General features: G+C 66.9%; 17 protein-coding genes and 1 pseudogene. 13 read left to right on the top strand and 5 right to left on the bottom strand.

What is annotated here, in order from left to right; all coding sequences use genetic code 11:
• Positions 1-12: 12 nt before the first annotated feature.
• The 3 genes from EEB15_RS05835 to EEB15_RS05825 all read right to left on the bottom strand — a co-directional run bounded on the left by EEB15_RS05835 (position 13) and on the right by EEB15_RS05825 (position 2,845).
• On the bottom strand, positions 13-966 hold the full coding sequence (locus EEB15_RS05835) for a sugar kinase (protein ID WP_233259362.1): 954 nt from the start codon (positions 964-966) through the stop codon (positions 13-15).
• Positions 963-1,982, bottom strand: coding sequence for an SPFH domain-containing protein (locus EEB15_RS05830; RefSeq protein ID WP_141508567.1), 1,020 nt, complete (start codon positions 1,980-1,982; stop codon positions 963-965). Before EEB15_RS05830 ends, EEB15_RS05835 begins: the two co-directional genes overlap by 4 nt.
• 125 nt (positions 1,983-2,107) lie before the next feature.
• Positions 2,108-2,845, bottom strand: coding sequence for an NUDIX domain-containing protein (locus EEB15_RS05825; protein ID WP_141508566.1), 738 nt, complete (start codon positions 2,843-2,845; stop codon positions 2,108-2,110).
• 107 nt (positions 2,846-2,952) lie between these two features.
• Here EEB15_RS05825 and EEB15_RS05820 point away from each other — a divergent pair.
• The 4 genes and pseudogenes from EEB15_RS05820 (at position 2,953) to EEB15_RS05805 (ending at position 4,824) form a co-directional block, all read left to right on the top strand.
• Positions 2,953-3,110 (top strand): annotated as a pseudogene (locus EEB15_RS05820) (rubredoxin).
• Between the two features lie 90 nt (positions 3,111-3,200).
• The gene (locus tag EEB15_RS05815; protein ID WP_141508565.1) at positions 3,201-3,395 is read left to right on the top strand and encodes a hypothetical protein; all 195 of its coding nucleotides are present in this window, start codon (positions 3,201-3,203) and stop codon (positions 3,393-3,395) included.
• Positions 3,396-3,416: 21 nt separating this feature from the next.
• Positions 3,417-3,620, top strand: a complete 204-nt coding sequence (locus EEB15_RS05810) for a hypothetical protein (protein WP_141508564.1) — start codon at positions 3,417-3,419, stop codon at positions 3,618-3,620.
• A 19-nt stretch (positions 3,621-3,639) separates the two neighbouring features.
• The gene (locus EEB15_RS05805; RefSeq protein WP_141508563.1) at positions 3,640-4,824 is read left to right on the top strand and encodes an acetyl-CoA C-acyltransferase family protein; all 1,185 of its coding nucleotides are present in this window, start codon (positions 3,640-3,642) and stop codon (positions 4,822-4,824) included.
• A gap of 46 nt (positions 4,825-4,870) precedes the next feature.
• Here the strand turns inward: EEB15_RS05805 and EEB15_RS05800 are convergent, their stop codons facing one another.
• Positions 4,871-5,272, bottom strand: a complete 402-nt coding sequence (locus EEB15_RS05800; RefSeq protein ID WP_141508562.1) for a PIN domain-containing protein — start codon at positions 5,270-5,272, stop codon at positions 4,871-4,873.
• The gene (locus tag EEB15_RS05795; protein ID WP_141508561.1) at positions 5,272-5,493 is read right to left on the bottom strand and encodes a type II toxin-antitoxin system PrlF family antitoxin; all 222 of its coding nucleotides are present in this window, start codon (positions 5,491-5,493) and stop codon (positions 5,272-5,274) included. Before EEB15_RS05795 ends, EEB15_RS05800 begins: the two co-directional genes overlap by 1 nt.
• A 160-nt stretch (positions 5,494-5,653) precedes the next feature.
• On the opposite strand from EEB15_RS05795, the gene atzF reads away from it, so the two are divergent.
• The 9 genes from atzF (at position 5,654) to hpxZ (ending at position 15,121) form a co-directional block, all read left to right on the top strand.
• Positions 5,654-7,405 carry an allophanate hydrolase gene (gene atzF, locus EEB15_RS05790; RefSeq protein ID WP_141508560.1) on the top strand — a complete coding sequence of 584 codons (1,752 nt, stop codon included), beginning with the start codon at positions 5,654-5,656 and terminating at the stop codon, positions 7,403-7,405.
• 37 nt (positions 7,406-7,442) lie between these two features.
• Complete coding sequence (locus EEB15_RS05785) at positions 7,443-9,080, top strand: ABC transporter substrate-binding protein (RefSeq protein WP_141508559.1); 1,638 nt, start codon at positions 7,443-7,445, stop codon at positions 9,078-9,080.
• Between the two features lie 95 nt (positions 9,081-9,175).
• Entirely contained in the window at positions 9,176-10,189 is a 1,014-nt protein-coding gene (locus tag EEB15_RS05780) for an ABC transporter permease (RefSeq protein WP_141508558.1), read from the top strand.
• On the top strand, positions 10,186-11,148 hold the full coding sequence (locus EEB15_RS05775) for an ABC transporter permease (protein ID WP_199236460.1): 963 nt from the start codon (positions 10,186-10,188) through the stop codon (positions 11,146-11,148). The genes EEB15_RS05780 and EEB15_RS05775 overlap by 4 nt, the downstream gene beginning before the upstream one ends.
• Entirely contained in the window at positions 11,145-12,125 is a 981-nt protein-coding gene (locus tag EEB15_RS05770; RefSeq protein ID WP_141508556.1) for an ABC transporter ATP-binding protein, read from the top strand. Before EEB15_RS05775 ends, EEB15_RS05770 begins: the two co-directional genes overlap by 4 nt.
• A complete protein-coding gene (locus tag EEB15_RS05765; RefSeq protein WP_141508555.1) occupies positions 12,122-13,114 on the top strand; it encodes an oligopeptide/dipeptide ABC transporter ATP-binding protein in 993 nt (330 codons plus the stop codon). Before EEB15_RS05770 ends, EEB15_RS05765 begins: the two co-directional genes overlap by 4 nt.
• A gap of 2 nt (positions 13,115-13,116) precedes the next feature.
• Entirely contained in the window at positions 13,117-13,323 is a 207-nt protein-coding gene (locus tag EEB15_RS05760) for an AtzG-like protein (RefSeq protein ID WP_141508554.1), read from the top strand.
• A complete protein-coding gene (locus EEB15_RS05755) occupies positions 13,320-14,723 on the top strand; it encodes an AtzE family amidohydrolase (RefSeq protein WP_141508553.1) in 1,404 nt (467 codons plus the stop codon). The genes EEB15_RS05760 and EEB15_RS05755 overlap by 4 nt, the downstream gene beginning before the upstream one ends.
• Positions 14,724-14,728: 5 nt before the next feature.
• A complete protein-coding gene (gene hpxZ, locus EEB15_RS05750; RefSeq protein WP_141508552.1) occupies positions 14,729-15,121 on the top strand; it encodes an oxalurate catabolism protein HpxZ in 393 nt (130 codons plus the stop codon).
• The last annotated feature ends 12 nt before the right edge of the window (positions 15,122-15,133 follow it).

Below are 15,133 nucleotides of genomic sequence, written 5' to 3'. Positions count from 1 at the left end.
CCGAGTGTCATGCTAATGGACCAGCCGGCCCTGCACCGGCGAAATCGATACTGTGGCTTCCATGCCGGCGGTAAAGCGCAGGTAATCGGCCTCGATGCCGTCCGAGAAGATCACGCCGTTGTCCGGCATGCGCGAGCGCACCCGCAGCGGATCGTTGCTGCCGAAGCGGCCGTGCACCAGGCTGGTTTGCGAGGCGCGGCTGGGGAATGGTTCGCGCACCGCGAAATCCAGCGCGGGTGCATCCCAGGCCAGCGGCTGGTATGTCAGCTCTTGGCCGGGCCGGCCCAGCGATTGCGCCAGCGCCATCGCGCCGGTGACCAGGCTTTTCATCCAGGCCGTCGAGCCCAGGCCGGTGGAGACGATCAGCCCCGACGAAGACTGGAATTCGCTTCTGCCGCCATGGCTAAGCTCGTACAGCGCCGAGGTGTGGCTGTGCGGGCCGATGAACAGGTCGTTGACAGCGCGCAGGGTCTGGCCGTCCGACAGCGTGACTTGTGCCATGGTGACGGCCTTGATGGGCCGAACGGCTGCCGCCACCTCGGGCAAGACCCTGCCGAGGTCGTGCGGTGCGAAGGGCAGCAGCACGCCATCCCAGCGCGCGGGTTCCGGGTTGACGCCAATGAGCGGCTGGCCTTCCAGGTACTTCATCGTGTTGGCGACCACCCCATCCTGCCCCAGCGCCACCACGATGTCGGAGGCGCCGAAGACGAAGTTGGGCAGCATCTGCCGCTCGATGATCTGGTGCCGGCCCCAGGTCTCCAGGGCCTGCGCGGCGGTGCGCAGGCTGCTGGCGTAGGCCTCGTTCTCCACGAGGTAGTCGCCGAAGTCAGCGCCCAGATGCTCGACGTAGAACTTCGCTTGTGCCAGCGTGTTGTGCCGCACGACCAGTTCTTCCAGGCGTGTGCGGCGCGTCACCAGCACCACCTTGCGCTCCACGCCACCAACCAATCGCGTTTGCGTGTTCACACCACCTCCTTGCGCATCAGCGAATTCAGCAGCTCGGGCGACATGTTCAGCTGCCCGATGCGCTCAGCCCGGTCGGCGATGCCACCGAAGGCCTGCGCGATCAGCTGGGCGGGTTGCATGCCGACAGCCGCCAGCGCCTGCACCACGCGCGGGTCGGCTTTCTCCAGCGCCTGCATCAAGGTGCTGACCTTGTGCGCTTCGGCCTCGGCCAGCATGCGCGTGTTCTGCGCCTGGCCTTCGACCAGGTCTTTGCGCCGTTGCTCGAGTTCGATGTCCGATCCCATTTGTTCGCCGCGCAGTTCGTTGCCCCGGCGCATGACGGCGGCCTTGGCTTCCATCTGCGCCTCCTGGATCTGGTGCTTCTTCTGCTCCACCGCGATCTCGGTGTCCAGCTCGTTCTGGCGGACGGCCCGCTCGTTCTGCACCGACGCCATGCGCCGCAGGTAGACCGCGTCGTCGGCCGCCTTCAGGTTGGACTCGCGGGCCTCGGCTTCGAGCGCCCGTGCGATGTCGGGCGTGGGCTTGATCGCGACGATGGACACGCCCAGGATCTGCAGGCCCAGCGCGTCGATCTCGGCCTGCGCACCCAGTTGCTGCTGCGCCGCGCGGGCGATGGCGGCGGACGCCTTGAGTGCCTGTTTCAGGTCCAGTGCCTGGACCGCTTGCTGGATGATGACCTTGGCCTGCATCGCCACGCGGTCGGCCAGCCGCCGCGGATCGTCCGAGGCATAGCCCTTGCCGTTGGCAGCCAGCGAAAAGTCCATCATCGCGGCCGTGCGCCGCGGGTCTTTCACCCGGAAGCTGATCTCGCCTTGCACCGTCACGCCCTGGAAGTCGCTGGTGACGAGCTCCAGCATGAAGTCGCTGGCCTGGCTGGCGACCGGCACCGCCACCAGGCTGCTGCTGGGCGCGTAATAGAAGAAAGACAGGCCGGCGCCCTCGCGCACCACGCGGCCCTTGCGGAACTGCAGCAGGTGGGTGGTGGGTTGGGCCTTGATGAACCGGAAGCCGAACATGATGTGCTCCTTGTGAGTTGTATTGTGCAACCTTGATAAGTTGTATAGTACAACTCAATAGGGCGAAGTTCAAGTTCTTTCTGAAAGGGCGCAACGGCCCGGAGTGTGGGGAGGGCCGTCCGGCCTCAGCCGCCGGCGCTGTCGCGGGGGCTGAACGTCCGGGGGAACAGGGTCGCCTGCGAGCGGTCACGCAGCCGGTAGCCCATCGCGGGCCGGCCGAAAGCGCCGTCGACCATGCCGGCTTCTTCCATGAACGCGCTGTCGAGCATGCGCTTGCGGAATGCGCTCTTGTCCACGGGCCGGCCCAGCACGATCTCGTAGGTGCGCTGCAGCTGGGGCAGGGTGAACGGTTCGTTGAGAAGGAACGCGGGCAAGGACGTGTATTCCACCTTGCTGCGCAAGCGTGCCAGGGCGGCGCCCAGGATCTCCCCATGGTCGAACGCGAGCCGCTTGCGCGACGCCGACTCGGCTTCGGCCCACTCGACCTCCTGCGCGTTAGCACCCTTCTGCAGCGTGACGCCCTGGGCCGGGATCAGCGCGAAGAACGCATGCGTGGCTGACCAGCCGCGCGGGTCACGGTCGGCGCTGCCCCAGCTGCCCAGCTGTTCCAGGTAGGAAGTCGAAACGCCCGTCTTCTCGGCGAGCTTGCGCGCGGCGCAGCCCTGCAAGGTCTTGTCGCGCGCGACGTCCACGAACCCACCAGGCAGGGCCCAACGGCCGGGAAAAGGATCGGAAGGCTCGGCCGGCCGGCGGACCAGCAGCACCTTGAGCGCATCTTCCAGGATGCAGAAGATCACGATGTCGACTGTGACCAGCGGGCGGGGGAAGTCGAGCGCGGTAGTTGGTTTGGCAGACCGGGTCAAGCAGTGGCCCTCTTTGTGTGAGTGTCCGGCCCATTATTGTCCTGGACCCCTTGGCATGGCTGCGCTTGACACGAGTTCAATTATACGTATACTATGCATATAGTAGAATGACCCGACAGTGGCAATGCGACTTCTGCGCACATGTCTACGACGAGGCCCTGGGCGACCCGGACAGCGGCACCGCGTGGAAGACGTGCCCGAGGACTGGTTCTGCCCGGAGTGCGGGGCCGGCAAGGCGGACTACGCGCTGATGGAGATGAGCTGAAGTGAAAGCCCGCCTCCGAAGCGCCTTCGGCGCCATGGAAAGTTGGAAATGCGGCTCGGGACCGCAACCGGCATTCGAAAGGAAGTTGTGATGAATCCTCGGCGAACAGGCGCTTTCATTCTGGCGGCGGCCGCTGCGGCGACCCTGGCGGCCGCATCGACCATCGACGCAGAGCCGCAAGGCCACGCGGCCGCGCCTGCCGCCCATGCGGTGCCCTACAACCACCCCGTCAACACGCCGACCGACGCGACCTGGGGCAGCGTGTTCAGCGCGAACTGGCGCTGACGGGTCCCGTCGGAGATGCTCATGCGCGCCAAGGCTTTGGTCCTCGTGCTTGGCCTCGCGGCGGCGTCGTGGGCCCTGTGGTCGAACCCCCGTCCGGCACCGGCAGCCGAGCCTGATCTGGCAAACTCCAGCGCCATGTCGCAGGACTACCGCACCAGCCAGTTCGCCGCGCGCACCGGCTGGATGACCTATCGCGAGCTCTGGTTCACCCACGCCGCTCGCTAATTTCCATAAAGTTGCCTCCATGATCAAGCGTGAAGTCGTCGTCCTGGCCGCGGCCAGATCCCCCATCGGAACCTTCGGCGGCTCGCTCGCCGACATCGAGCCGCACGAGCTCGCGGGCACCGTGATGAAGGAGGCGATCGCCCGCTCGGGCGTCGACCCGAAGCAGATCAACTACGTCACGGTGGGCAATTGCATCCCCACCGACAAACGCTTTGCCTACGTGGCGCGGGTGGCCAGCATCCAGGCAGGGCTGCCCATGGATTCCGTGGCGATGGGTGTGAACCGCCTGTGCTCGTCCGGCTTGCAGGGCATCGTCAGCACCGCGCAGAACATCCTGCTCGGCGATTGCGAGTTCGGCATCGGCGGCGGCGTCGAAGTGATGTCGCGCGCCGGCTACCTGGCGACGACGATGCGCAACGGCGCGCGGATGGGCGATGCCGCAATGGTCGACATGATGGTGGCCACGCTCTCGGACCCGTTCGGCGTGGGCCACATGGGCATCACCGCCGAGAACCTGGTGTCCAAATGGGGCATCACCCGCGAGCAGCAGGACGAGCTGGCGGTGGAGTCGCACCGGCGCGCCGCAGCGGCCATCGCCGCGGGCCACTTCAAGTCGCAGATCGTGCCTATCGTGACGCAGACGCGCAAAGGCGAGGTCACCTTCGACACCGACGAGCACGTCAAGGCCACAACCACGCTCGAAGCCCTGACGAAGATGAAGCCCGCGTTCAAGAAGGATGGCAGCGTGACGGCGGGCAACGCATCGGGCATCAACGATGGCGCCGCGTTCTTCGTGCTGGCCGATGCAGAAGCAGCGCAAAAAGGCGGCTACAAGCCGATGGCGCGCCTGGTTTCCTATGCGGTCGCCGGCGTGTCCAACGAGATCATGGGCGAAGGCCCGATTCCGGCGACGAGGCTTGCGCTCAAGAAGGCCGGCATGACGCTGGACCAGATGGACGTCATCGAGTCGAACGAGGCGTTCGCTGCGCAGGCGATCGCGGTGTCGCGCGCGCTGGAGCTCGACCCAACGAAGACCAACCCGGACGGCGGCGCAATCGCGCTGGGCCATCCGATCGGCGCGTCAGGGGCGGCGATCGCGACCAAGGCGCTGTACCACCTCCAGCGCACCGGCGGCCGGTATGCGCTCGTGACGATGTGCATCGGCGGCGGCCAGGGGATTGCTGCGATCTTCGAGCGGGTGTGACCGCCCCCTGCTCCTTTTGAGCGGGGTAGATGAACGTCCTGGCCCGTCAGCGGCCTATCGACTGTGCCCCGTTGACCTTGGCGGCTTTCTTGTCGAAAGTCCACAGCGGCAACTCACCGGCCTGCGCCGCCAGCGCGACGTGCAGGCAGTCCGCGAAGTCGGCGGCGTTCTCCCGGTATAGCTGCAGCGCAACCTCGAGAGCGCGCTCCGATTCGAAGGTCAGCTCGGCGGCCGAAAACAGGCTCGACAACACCTGCATCACCTCCTCTTTGGTGAATTCAAAGCTCGCGCGCAGTACCCACTCCAGTTCCAGTGTCACGGTCACCGGCACGAACAGCGTCTGGCCTTCGCTGACGCATTTGCGGATAAGCCGCCTGGCCGCGGCCAGCTGCGCTGCGTCGTCCTCAACGACGTAACGGACCAGGGCGTTGGTGTCGAGCGCCGGCATCAGCGCCAGGGGTTCATCGCTTCAATGGCAACACGCTTGCCCTTGGGCGCCTTCAGCATGCCGGCCATGTCGAGGATGGACTTGGTCTTGGCGCGAACGATGATGGTGCCGTCAGGCATCACGGACCAGACCAGGCGCGTACCCGCCTCGGCGTGCACAAGCGCCCGGATATCCGCCGGTACCGTCGTCTGCCCCTTAGCGGTGATGGTGGACTCGGCCATATGCCTCTCCTTACTTGATCGAACATTGTAATGCGCATCTTCCGGACCTGACACGGAGCGGGCAGACCCCCGAGTCCGTCCGGAACAGGCGGCCGGAAGGGCCTGCTGAGCTGGCACAGCCCTTGCATCTCATCTTGGATACAAGATTGGATGCTCGAAGATGGTGCAAGTTGCGCTGCCGGTCGATTCGCTGCCCCAGACGCCTTCCGGCGTGGCCGAAGGTGCGGCCGCGGCCTGGATCACGCGGCTTGACTTCCCCTTGGCCGGCAGCGAAACCGGCCCGCTCGCCGGCCTGACCTTCGCCGCCAAGGACAACGTCGACGTGGCCGGCATGCCGACCACCGCCGGCTGTCCGGCCTTCGCCTACCGGCCGGTCGAACACGCCACGGTGGTGCGCAAACTGCTCGCGGCTGGTGCGCGGGTGTTGGGCAAGACCAACCTCGACCAGTTCGCCTGCGGCCTGAACGGCACGCGCTCGCCCTATGGCGCCGTGCCCAACGCGTTCAACCCTCTTTATGTATCTGGCGGCTCCAGCTCCGGCTCCGCCTATGTGGTCGCGACGGGGCAGGTGGACTTTTCGCTGGGCACTGACACGGCGGGCTCCGGGCGCGTGCCGGCGGGGCTGAACAACATCGTCGGCATCAAACCGTCGAAGGGCTTGATCAGCGCGCGCGGCGTGGTGCCGGCGGCGCAGAGTGTGGATTGCGTTTCGATCTTCGCGCGCACGGTGGGCACGGCGGTACGCGTGCTGCAGGCGGCGATGGGGCATGACGTGGCCGACCCGTATTCGCGCCCGCTCAAGCTCGCCACGCAGCCGTTCGGCAAGACATTTCGCTTTGGTGTTCCGTCTTCGCTCGAGTTCTTCGGAGACGGGCTCGCGCAAGCGGCGTTCGAAGGCGCCATCGCACGCTTGCGGGAACTGGGCGGCACGCCTGTGGCCATCGACTACGAACCGCTGGCGCAAGCCGCCGCGCTGCTGTACGAAAGCGCGCTGGTGGCGGAGCGCTACACGGCGGTGCGAGCCTTCTTCGACGCGAACGAAAGCGAAGTCGTCGAGCCGGTGCGCGGCATCCTCGCGCAGGGTCGCGAGTACAGCGCGGCCGATTTGTATGAGGCGCAGACGAAGCTGCAGGCACTGGGCCAGCAGGCCGCGGCCATGTGGTCCTCCATAGATGTGCTGCTCGTGCCCACCGCCCCCACGCACTACACGATCGCGCAGATGCAAGCTGACCCGGTGGTGCTGAATCGCAACCTCGGCGCTTACACCAACTTCGTCAACCTGCTGGACTACGCCGCGATCTCCGTGCCCAGCTCGATCCGCCCCGATGGCCTGCCGTTCGGCATCACGTTGATCGGGCAGTGCGGCAGTGATTGGCAGCTGGCGGAACTGGGGCAGCGGTACCACCATGCGACGGGGTTGACGCAGGGTGCGACGGGGGAGGCGTTGCCACCCGCTGTGTCGATACCGGCGCTGTGCCCCCACCCCAACCCTCCCCCAAAGGGGGAGGGAGTGCGGACGGTGAAGGTTGCCGTCGTCGGCGCGCACCTGTCCGGCATGCCGCTCAACGACCAACTCAAGGAGCGTGGCGCCACGTTGGTCGCCACCACCGAGACCGCGCCGCACTACAAGTTCTTCGCCCTGCCCGGCACGGTGCCGCCCAAGCCCGGGTTGCTGCGCGTCGCGCCGGGCACCGGTGCTCGCATCGCGCTGGAGATCTGGGACATGCCCGTGGAACACTACGGCTCCTTCGTGTCGCTGATCCCCGCGCCGCTGGGCATAGGCACGCTGGAGCTGGCCGACGGCAGCAGCGTGCAGGGTTTCCTCTGCGAAGCGCTGGCGACGCAAGGCGCACAAGACATCTCGCATCTGGGCGGCTGGCGCGCCTACATAGCTTCCCTCGCCAAACCCTGATCCCCATCCTTGCAAAAGCGTCCACAGGAGCCACTCCATGAAGTCCCTTCCCTCCCAATTCAAGCGCCGCTCACTGCTCAAGGCCGCGACGCTCGCGCCAATCGCGGGCTCGGCGTTCGTGGCCGGCGAAGCCGCCGCGCAGGACCGCAAGGACACGCTGATCATGGCCAACGAGTTCGGCCCCAACATGCTGGACATCCACGGCCTGGGCGCCAACCGCCCGAGCTACGGCGTGGCGTGGAACGCCTATGACCGGCTGATCTCGTACGGCAAGAAGAAGCTGCCCGACGGCAGCAGCATGTACGACTTCACGAAGTTCGAGCCCGAACTGGCCGAGCGCTGGAAGGTGGACGCGGACGGCATGGGCGTGACGTTCTACCTGCGCAAGGGCGCGACCTTCCACGACGGCACGCCCGTGACGGCCAAGGACGTGAAGTGGAGCTTCGACCGAGCGCTGGCGATGGGCGGCTTCCCCACCTTCCAGATGAAGGCGGGCTCGCTGGAAGACCCGGCGCAGTTCAAGGTGGTTGACGACTCCACCTTCCACGTCAAGTTCATCCGCAAGGACAAGCTGTCGATGCCCGACCTGGGCGTGCCGGTCGCGTCGATCTACAACTCGACGCTGGCCAAGAAGAACGCGACCGAGAAGGACCCGTGGGCCGCCGACTGGCTCAAGACCAATGAAGCCGGCGGCGGTGCCTACAAGGTCGAGAGCTGGAAGCCGGGCCAGGAGCTGGTCTACACGCGTTTCGAGGAATGGAAGAACGGCCCGCTGCCCAAGATCAAGCGCATCATCCAGCGCGACATCCCGTCGTCGGGCAACCGCCGTGCGCTGCTGCAGAAGGGTGACATCGACATCACCTACACCCTGCCGCCCAAGGACTTCGCGGACTTCGCCGGCGACAAGGGCAAGGTGAAAGTGGTGAGCCTGCCGGTCGAGAACGCCCTGTTCTACCTGGGCATGAACACCGCCAAGCCGCCATTCAACAACGTCAAGGTGCGACAGGCCGTGGCCTATGCGATGCCCTACGACAAGATGTTCGAGTCGGCGTTCTACGGTCGCGGCATCAAGCAGTGGGGCGGCAGCAACGACCCCAAGGCGCCGGTGTGGCCGCAGGCCCACGGCTACAAGACCGACATCGCCAAGGCCAAGCAGCTGATGACCGAATCGGGCGTGGGCCCCATCGAAACCGTGCTGTCGTACGACCTGGGCTCGGCGACAGTGTCCGAGCCCACGGCGATCCTGGTGCAGGAAGCGCTGGCGCAGATCGGCATCAAACTGACCATCAACAAGGTGCCCGGCGCCAACTGGCGCGCGGCCCTGCTGAAGAAGGACATGCCCATCATCCTGAACCGCTTCGGCGGCTGGCTGAACTACCCGGAGTACTTCTACTTCTGGTGCTACCACGGGCAGAACGCAGTGTTCAACACCATGAGCTACCAGAACGCCACCATGGACAAGCTGATCACCAACGCGCGCTTCGCCGAGAGCAAGCCCCTGTACGACGGCATGGTCAAGGACATGATCAAGCTGGCCTACGAGGAAGTGCCGCGCATTCCGCTGGTGCAGCCGATGATGGACGTGGCGATGCAGCCGACCATCAGCGGCTACACCTACTGGTTCCACCTGGAGCCGGACTATCGGCAACTGGTGAAGGCGGCGAGCCCGGCCTGACATGTTGACCCCCACGTTTGCGGCTACGCCGCTGCTCTGCCCCCCGAGGGGGCCAAGGCCGTCTAGGGGCGGCCCGTCGACGGCCTGAGCCCCTCATGCCCCTGTCCATCCTCAAACGCCTGCTGGGCGCGTTGCCGAACCTCTTCGGCATCGTGCTCATCACCTTCCTGCTTACGCGCGCGCTGCCGGGCGACCCGGCGGCGTTCTTCGCCGGCCCGGCCGGCACGCAAGAGGCAGTGGAGCAGGTGCGCGAGAAGCTGGGGCTGAACCGCACGCTGCCCGTGCAGTTCTGGATCTACTTGAAGGACCTGGCACGCGGCGACCTGGGCAACGCCCTGTCCACCGGCCAGCCGGTGCGCGAGGAACTGTTGACGCGTCTCCCTGCCTCGCTCGAGCTGGTGCTGGCCTCGCTGCTGTTCGCGGTGAGCATTGCGATCCCGCTGGGCATCGCCGCCGCGCGGCACCCGAATTCATGGATCGACCATGCCTGCCGGCTGGTGACCACGGCAGGCGTCTCGCTGCCCACCTTCTTCACGGGCCTCCTGCTCGCGTATGTCTTCTATTTCCTGCTGGGATGGGCGCCCTCGCCGATCGGCCGGCTCGATCCGTACCTCACCGCGCCCAAGACGATCACGGGCCTGTACACCGTCGATGCGCTGCTCGCCGGCAACTTCACGCTGTTCATCGCCTGCGCCAAGCAGATGATCCTGCCGGTGCTGACGCTCGGCATCTTCGTGCTGGCGCCGATCGCGCGCATGACGCGCGCTTCCATGCTCGCCGTGCTGTCCGCGGACTTCGTGCGCACGGCCCGCGCCTCCGGCTTGTCCACCACCACGGTGCTGGTGCGCTACGCCTTGCGCAACGCGCTGCTGCCGGTGGTGACCACCATGGGCATGGTGTTCTCCTTCCTGCTCGGCATGAGCGTGATCGTGGAGAAAGTGTTCGCCTGGCCCGGCGTTGGGTCCTTCGCGCTCGAGGCGCTGGTGGCCAGCGACTACGCACCGGTTCAGGGCTTTGTGCTGACGATGGCGGTGCTGTACACGCTGCTCAATCTGGTGATCGACATGCTGTACGTCGTGATCGATCCGCGTGTGAGGCTGGGGGAATGAAAGCGATGACGGACACCAGCGGTATCGGCTCCTTCTCCCGCTCGCGGGAGAAGGCGGGGGATGAGGGTGCCGCGAAGCCCTCACCCCAGCCCTCTCCCGCAAGCGGGAGAGGGAGCAAGAACTTCTGGTCGCACGCCCGCTACGTTCTCTCCGACAACCCCTTCACACTCGTCGCAGCCGTTCTTTTCGCGATGTTCGTGCTGCTGGCCGTGATCGGCCCATGGGTCGTGCCGTTCGACCCGCTGGCTACCAACGTGGGCAAGCCCATGTCGCCGCCCAGCTGGCAGCACTGGTTCGGCACCGACTCCCTGGGCCGCGACATCCTGTCGCGCGTAGTGGTGGCGACGCGTGTCGACTTCGTCATCGCGCTGTCGGCCGTCGGTGCCTCGTTCGCCATCGGCGGGTTGATCGGCTCCGCCGCCGGGTACTTCGGCGGCTGGCTGGACCGCATCGTGATCCGCCTGTGCGACATGGTCATGAGCTTTCCGCTATTCGTGCTGGCCATGGGCATCGTCGCCGCACTGGGCAACTCGGTCTTCAACATCATCATCGCCACGGCGGTGGTGAACCTGCCGTTCTACATCCGCGTCGCGCGTACCGAGGTCAACGTGCGGCGCGAGTCCGGTTTCATCGAGGCCGCGCGCCTGGCCGGCAACGGCGACGCGCGCATCCTGCTGTGCCACCTGATCCCCAACGCCATGCCGCCGATGATGGTGCAGGTGTCGCTCAACATGGGCTGGGCCATCCTGAACGCGGCGGGCCTCTCGTTCATCGGCCTGGGCGTGAGCCCGCCGGCGGCCGAGTGGGGAATCATGGTGGCCGAGGGCGCGACGTACATCATCTCCGGCGAGTGGTGGGTGGCGTTGTTCCCCGGCTCGGTGCTGATGTTGGCGGTGTTCACTTTCAATCTGCTGGGCGATGGCCTGCGCGACCTGATCGACCCGCGGAGGAGGACATGAACGCCCTGCTGGAAGTCAACAACCTGTCGCTGCAGTTTCGCACGCGCGGCGGCATCGTGCATGCGCTGCAGGACGTGTCGATCAGCATCGACAAGGGCGAGACAGTGGGCCTGGTGGGCGAATCCGGTTCCGGCAAGAGCGTGCTCTCCTATGCGCTGCTGGGCCTGTCGGACGCCGCGGCGCGCATCACGCAGGGCTCAGCGAAGTTCGACGGCATGGACCTGCTCGCGGCCAAGGAAGCAGACCTGCAGGACATCCGTGGCCGCGAAGTGTCGATGATCTTCCAGAATCCGAAGGTCGCGCTCAATCCGATCCGCAAGGTCGGCCACCAGCTGGAAGACGTGTTGCTGCGCCACACCACGGTGCGTCACGCCGACGCGAAGGCGCGCGCGATCGCCTGCCTGGCCGAGATGAAGATTCCGGACCCGGAGCGGCGTTACCACGCGTACCCGTTCGAGCTTTCAGGCGGGTTGTGCCAGCGCGTGATGATCGCGCTGGCCCTGGCCTGCGGCCCCAAGCTGCTGATCGCCGACGAGCCGACCACTGGCCTGGACGTGACCACGCAGGCCGCGATCATGGGTTTGATCCGCGAGAAGGCGCGCACGGTCGCGGGCGGCCACGCGATGGCGACGCTGCTGATCACACACGACCTCGGCCTGGCGCGCGACCAGTGCGACCGCATCGTCGTGATGCACGCGGGCCATGTGGTCGAGTCCGCGCCGACCGAAGAATTGTTCCTGCGGCCGCAACATCCCTACACCCGCCAGCTGATCGGCGCGACGCCGGTAGGCCGCGCCTCCTTGAGCGAGTTGGTGGCCGTGCGCGGCAACCTTCCCGACCTGCGCCGGGCCGATTTGCCGGCGTGCCGCTTCGCTGAACGCTGCGCGCACGTGACCGATGCTTGCGCCGGCGAGCTGCCGAGCGTGGCGGACGGCCACCATGTCGTTCGGTGCCATCATCCCGAGGTCACCGCATGACCGCCGCCCTGCTCGAAGTCATGGACCTGGTCAAGCGCTTCCCCGTCAAGACCCCGCAGGGCAAGGGCCTGTTGCACGCCGTGGACGGCGTGAGCTTCCGCATCGAGAGCGGCGAAACGGTGGGCCTGGTCGGCGAATCCGGCTGCGGCAAATCCACGCTGGTGCGGCTGCTCACGCGCACCCTTCCTGTGAGCGAGGGCCAGATCCGCTTCCTGGGGGCCGACCTCGGTCTGGTCGATCCGCATCTGATGCCGCAGCACAAGTCGCGGCGCGAAGTGCAGATGGTGTTCCAGGATCCGCACGACAGCCTGAATCCGCGCTACACCGCCTTCGACACCATCGCCGAGCCGCTGCGCCTGCTCGCGGGCGTGCGCGATGCGAAAGAACTCCGCGCCCAGGTCGAAGAGATCGCCACGCTCACCGGCCTCCCGCTCGAACTGCTGCAGCGTTTTCCGCATCAGCTCTCCGGCGGGCAGAAGGCGCGCGTGGGCATCGCGCGAGCGGCCGTGCTGCGCCCGCGCCTGCTGGTGCTGGACGAGCCCACGGCGGCGCTGGACGTTTCGGTGCAGGTCGTGATCCTGCAGCTGCTCGCCGACCTGAAGCGCGAATTGGGCATGAGCTTCCTGTTCGTCTCGCACGACCTGAACGTGGTGCGCCTGCTGTGCGACCGCGTGCTGGTGATGTACCTGGGCCGCGTGGTCGAAAGCGGCCCGGCCGCCGAGGTGTTCGCCAACCCGCGCCACCCGTACACGCGCGCGCTGATCGCTTCCATCCCCGGCACCGGCCACAACGCGGCCGAACACCTTTTGCCCGGCGAGGCGCAAAGCCCGATCCAGATGGCGGGCGGCGCGGCACCGACGCGCTGCAGCTTCCACGGGCGCTGCCCGCACGGCGTGGCGCAATGCGAGCGCGACGTGCCGCCGCTGCGCGCTGTTGCGACGGCGCGCGAAGTCGCCTGCCACTTCACCGAAACCTTGCCGGAGTTCTGAGCATGGACGCTGCCGAAACCCTCGCCTATGTCAAAGCCGCCGCGATTGTGGTGCGTCTGCCGCTGGATGATGCAGCCGCGCAGCGCGTGGCCGAACACATGAGCCGCACCGCGGCGATGGCACGGATGCTGGACGGCGCCGAACTCGCGCCCGACCACGAGTTGGCCGAGATCTTTCGGCCGGCGCCGTTTCCGAAAGCCGTGCCATGAATACCGCTGCTTTGCTGCGCGCCGTCGCAACAGGCGAAACCAGCGCCCGCGAGGTGTGCGACGCGGCCTTGGCCCGCATTGAGGCCACGGACGGCCGTGTCAATGCGTTCACCGAGAAGACATTGCGCCGCGCGCGCTCTGAGGCCGACGCTGTCGATGCGATGCGTGCGCGCGGCGAGATGCTGCCTCCGCTGGCAGGCCTGCCCTACGCGGTGAAGAACCTGTTCGACATCGAAGGCGTCACCACGCTGGCCGGCTCCAAGATCAACCGCGAACTGCCGGCCGCTTCCGCCGACGCGGTCCTGGTGCAGCGCCTGAAGGCCGCCGGTGCGGTGCTGGTGGGCGCGCTCAACATGGACGAATACGCCTATGGTTTCACCACGGAGAACACGCACTACGGCCCGACGCGCAATCCGCACGACCTCGCGCGCATGTCGGGCGGCTCGTCGGGCGGTTCGGGCGCCGCCGTCGCCGCCGGCCAGGTGCCGATGACGCTGGGCTCGGACACAAATGGCTCGATCCGCGTGCCCTCTTCGCTGTGCGGCGTGTGGGGCCTGAAGCCCACGTTCGGGCGGCTCTCGCGCCGCGGCACCTACCCCTTCGTCTACAGCATCGACCATCTCGGCCCGCTGGCCGACAGCGTCGAGGGCCTCGCGCTGTCGTACGACGCGATGCAAGGGCCCGACCCGCTGGACGCGGGCTGCCACGCACTCGAAGTGCAACCGGCAGCCGGGGAGTTGGCGCAGGGCGTGCAGGGCCTGCGCATCGGCATCCTCGCCGGCTATTTCCATGACAACGCGACGCCGGCGGCGCGATCGGTCGCGGCACTTGCCGCAAAGACCTTGGGCGCGACGGAAGAAGTGCAGTGGCCGGATCCCGCGCTGGGCCGCACCGCCGCCTTCATCATCACCGCCAGCGAAGGCGGCAGCCTGCACCTCGCCGATCTGCGCACCCGGCCGCAGGACTTCGAGCCGATGTCGGTCGACCGCTTCATCTCCGGCGCGCTGCAGCCGGCCGACTGGTACATCAAGGCCCAGCGCTTTCGCCGTGTCTACCGCGACAAGGTCAACGCGTTGTTCGAGAAATGGGACGTGCTGATCACGCCGGCAACGCCGGTGAGCTCGCCCGTCATCGGCACCGACTGGCTGGAGATCAACGGCGTGAAGCATCCGAGCCGGCCGGCGATGGGACTGCTGACGCAGCCCGTCTCGTTCGCGGGCTGCCCCGTGGTCGCCGCACCGATGTGGCCGGAGGGCACGGGCGGGATGCCCATCGCCGTGCAGCTCATTGCCGCACCCTGGCGCGAAGACCTCGCGTTGCGCGCCGCGATGGTGCTGCAGCAAGCGGGCGTGGCGCATCTTGCCCTCACCCCAACCCTCTCCCAGAGGGAGAGGGAGTAATGCCCATGGACATCAACCTCCCCGACGTGCTGGCCGAAGTCACGGCCGTCTTCGACCGCTACGAAACCGCCCTGGTCACCAATGACGTGCCCGTGCTCGACGAGCTCTTTTGGGACAGTCCGCACACGCTGCGCTACGGCGTGGGCGAGAACCTCTACGGCTACGACGCGATCAAGGCCTTCCGCGCTGGGCGTCCCGTGCAAGGGCTGGAGCGTTCGATCCTCAAGACGGTCATCACCACCTACGGCCGCGACTTTGCCACGGCCAACGTCGAGTTCCAGCGCGCGGGCGGCAACAAGACCGGCCGCCAGAGCCAGACCTGGATGCGCACGCCCCAGGGCTGGCGCGTCGTCGCCGCCCACGTCAGCCTGCTGCCCGCGCCGCCGCCGCTTGCATGAATCCTGCTTTCA

The organism is Ramlibacter sp. WS9 (assembly GCF_003797765.1).
Lineage (GTDB): Bacteria > Pseudomonadota > Gammaproteobacteria > Burkholderiales > Burkholderiaceae_C > Ramlibacter.
This window is presented reverse-complemented; position numbering and strand designations above follow the sequence as displayed.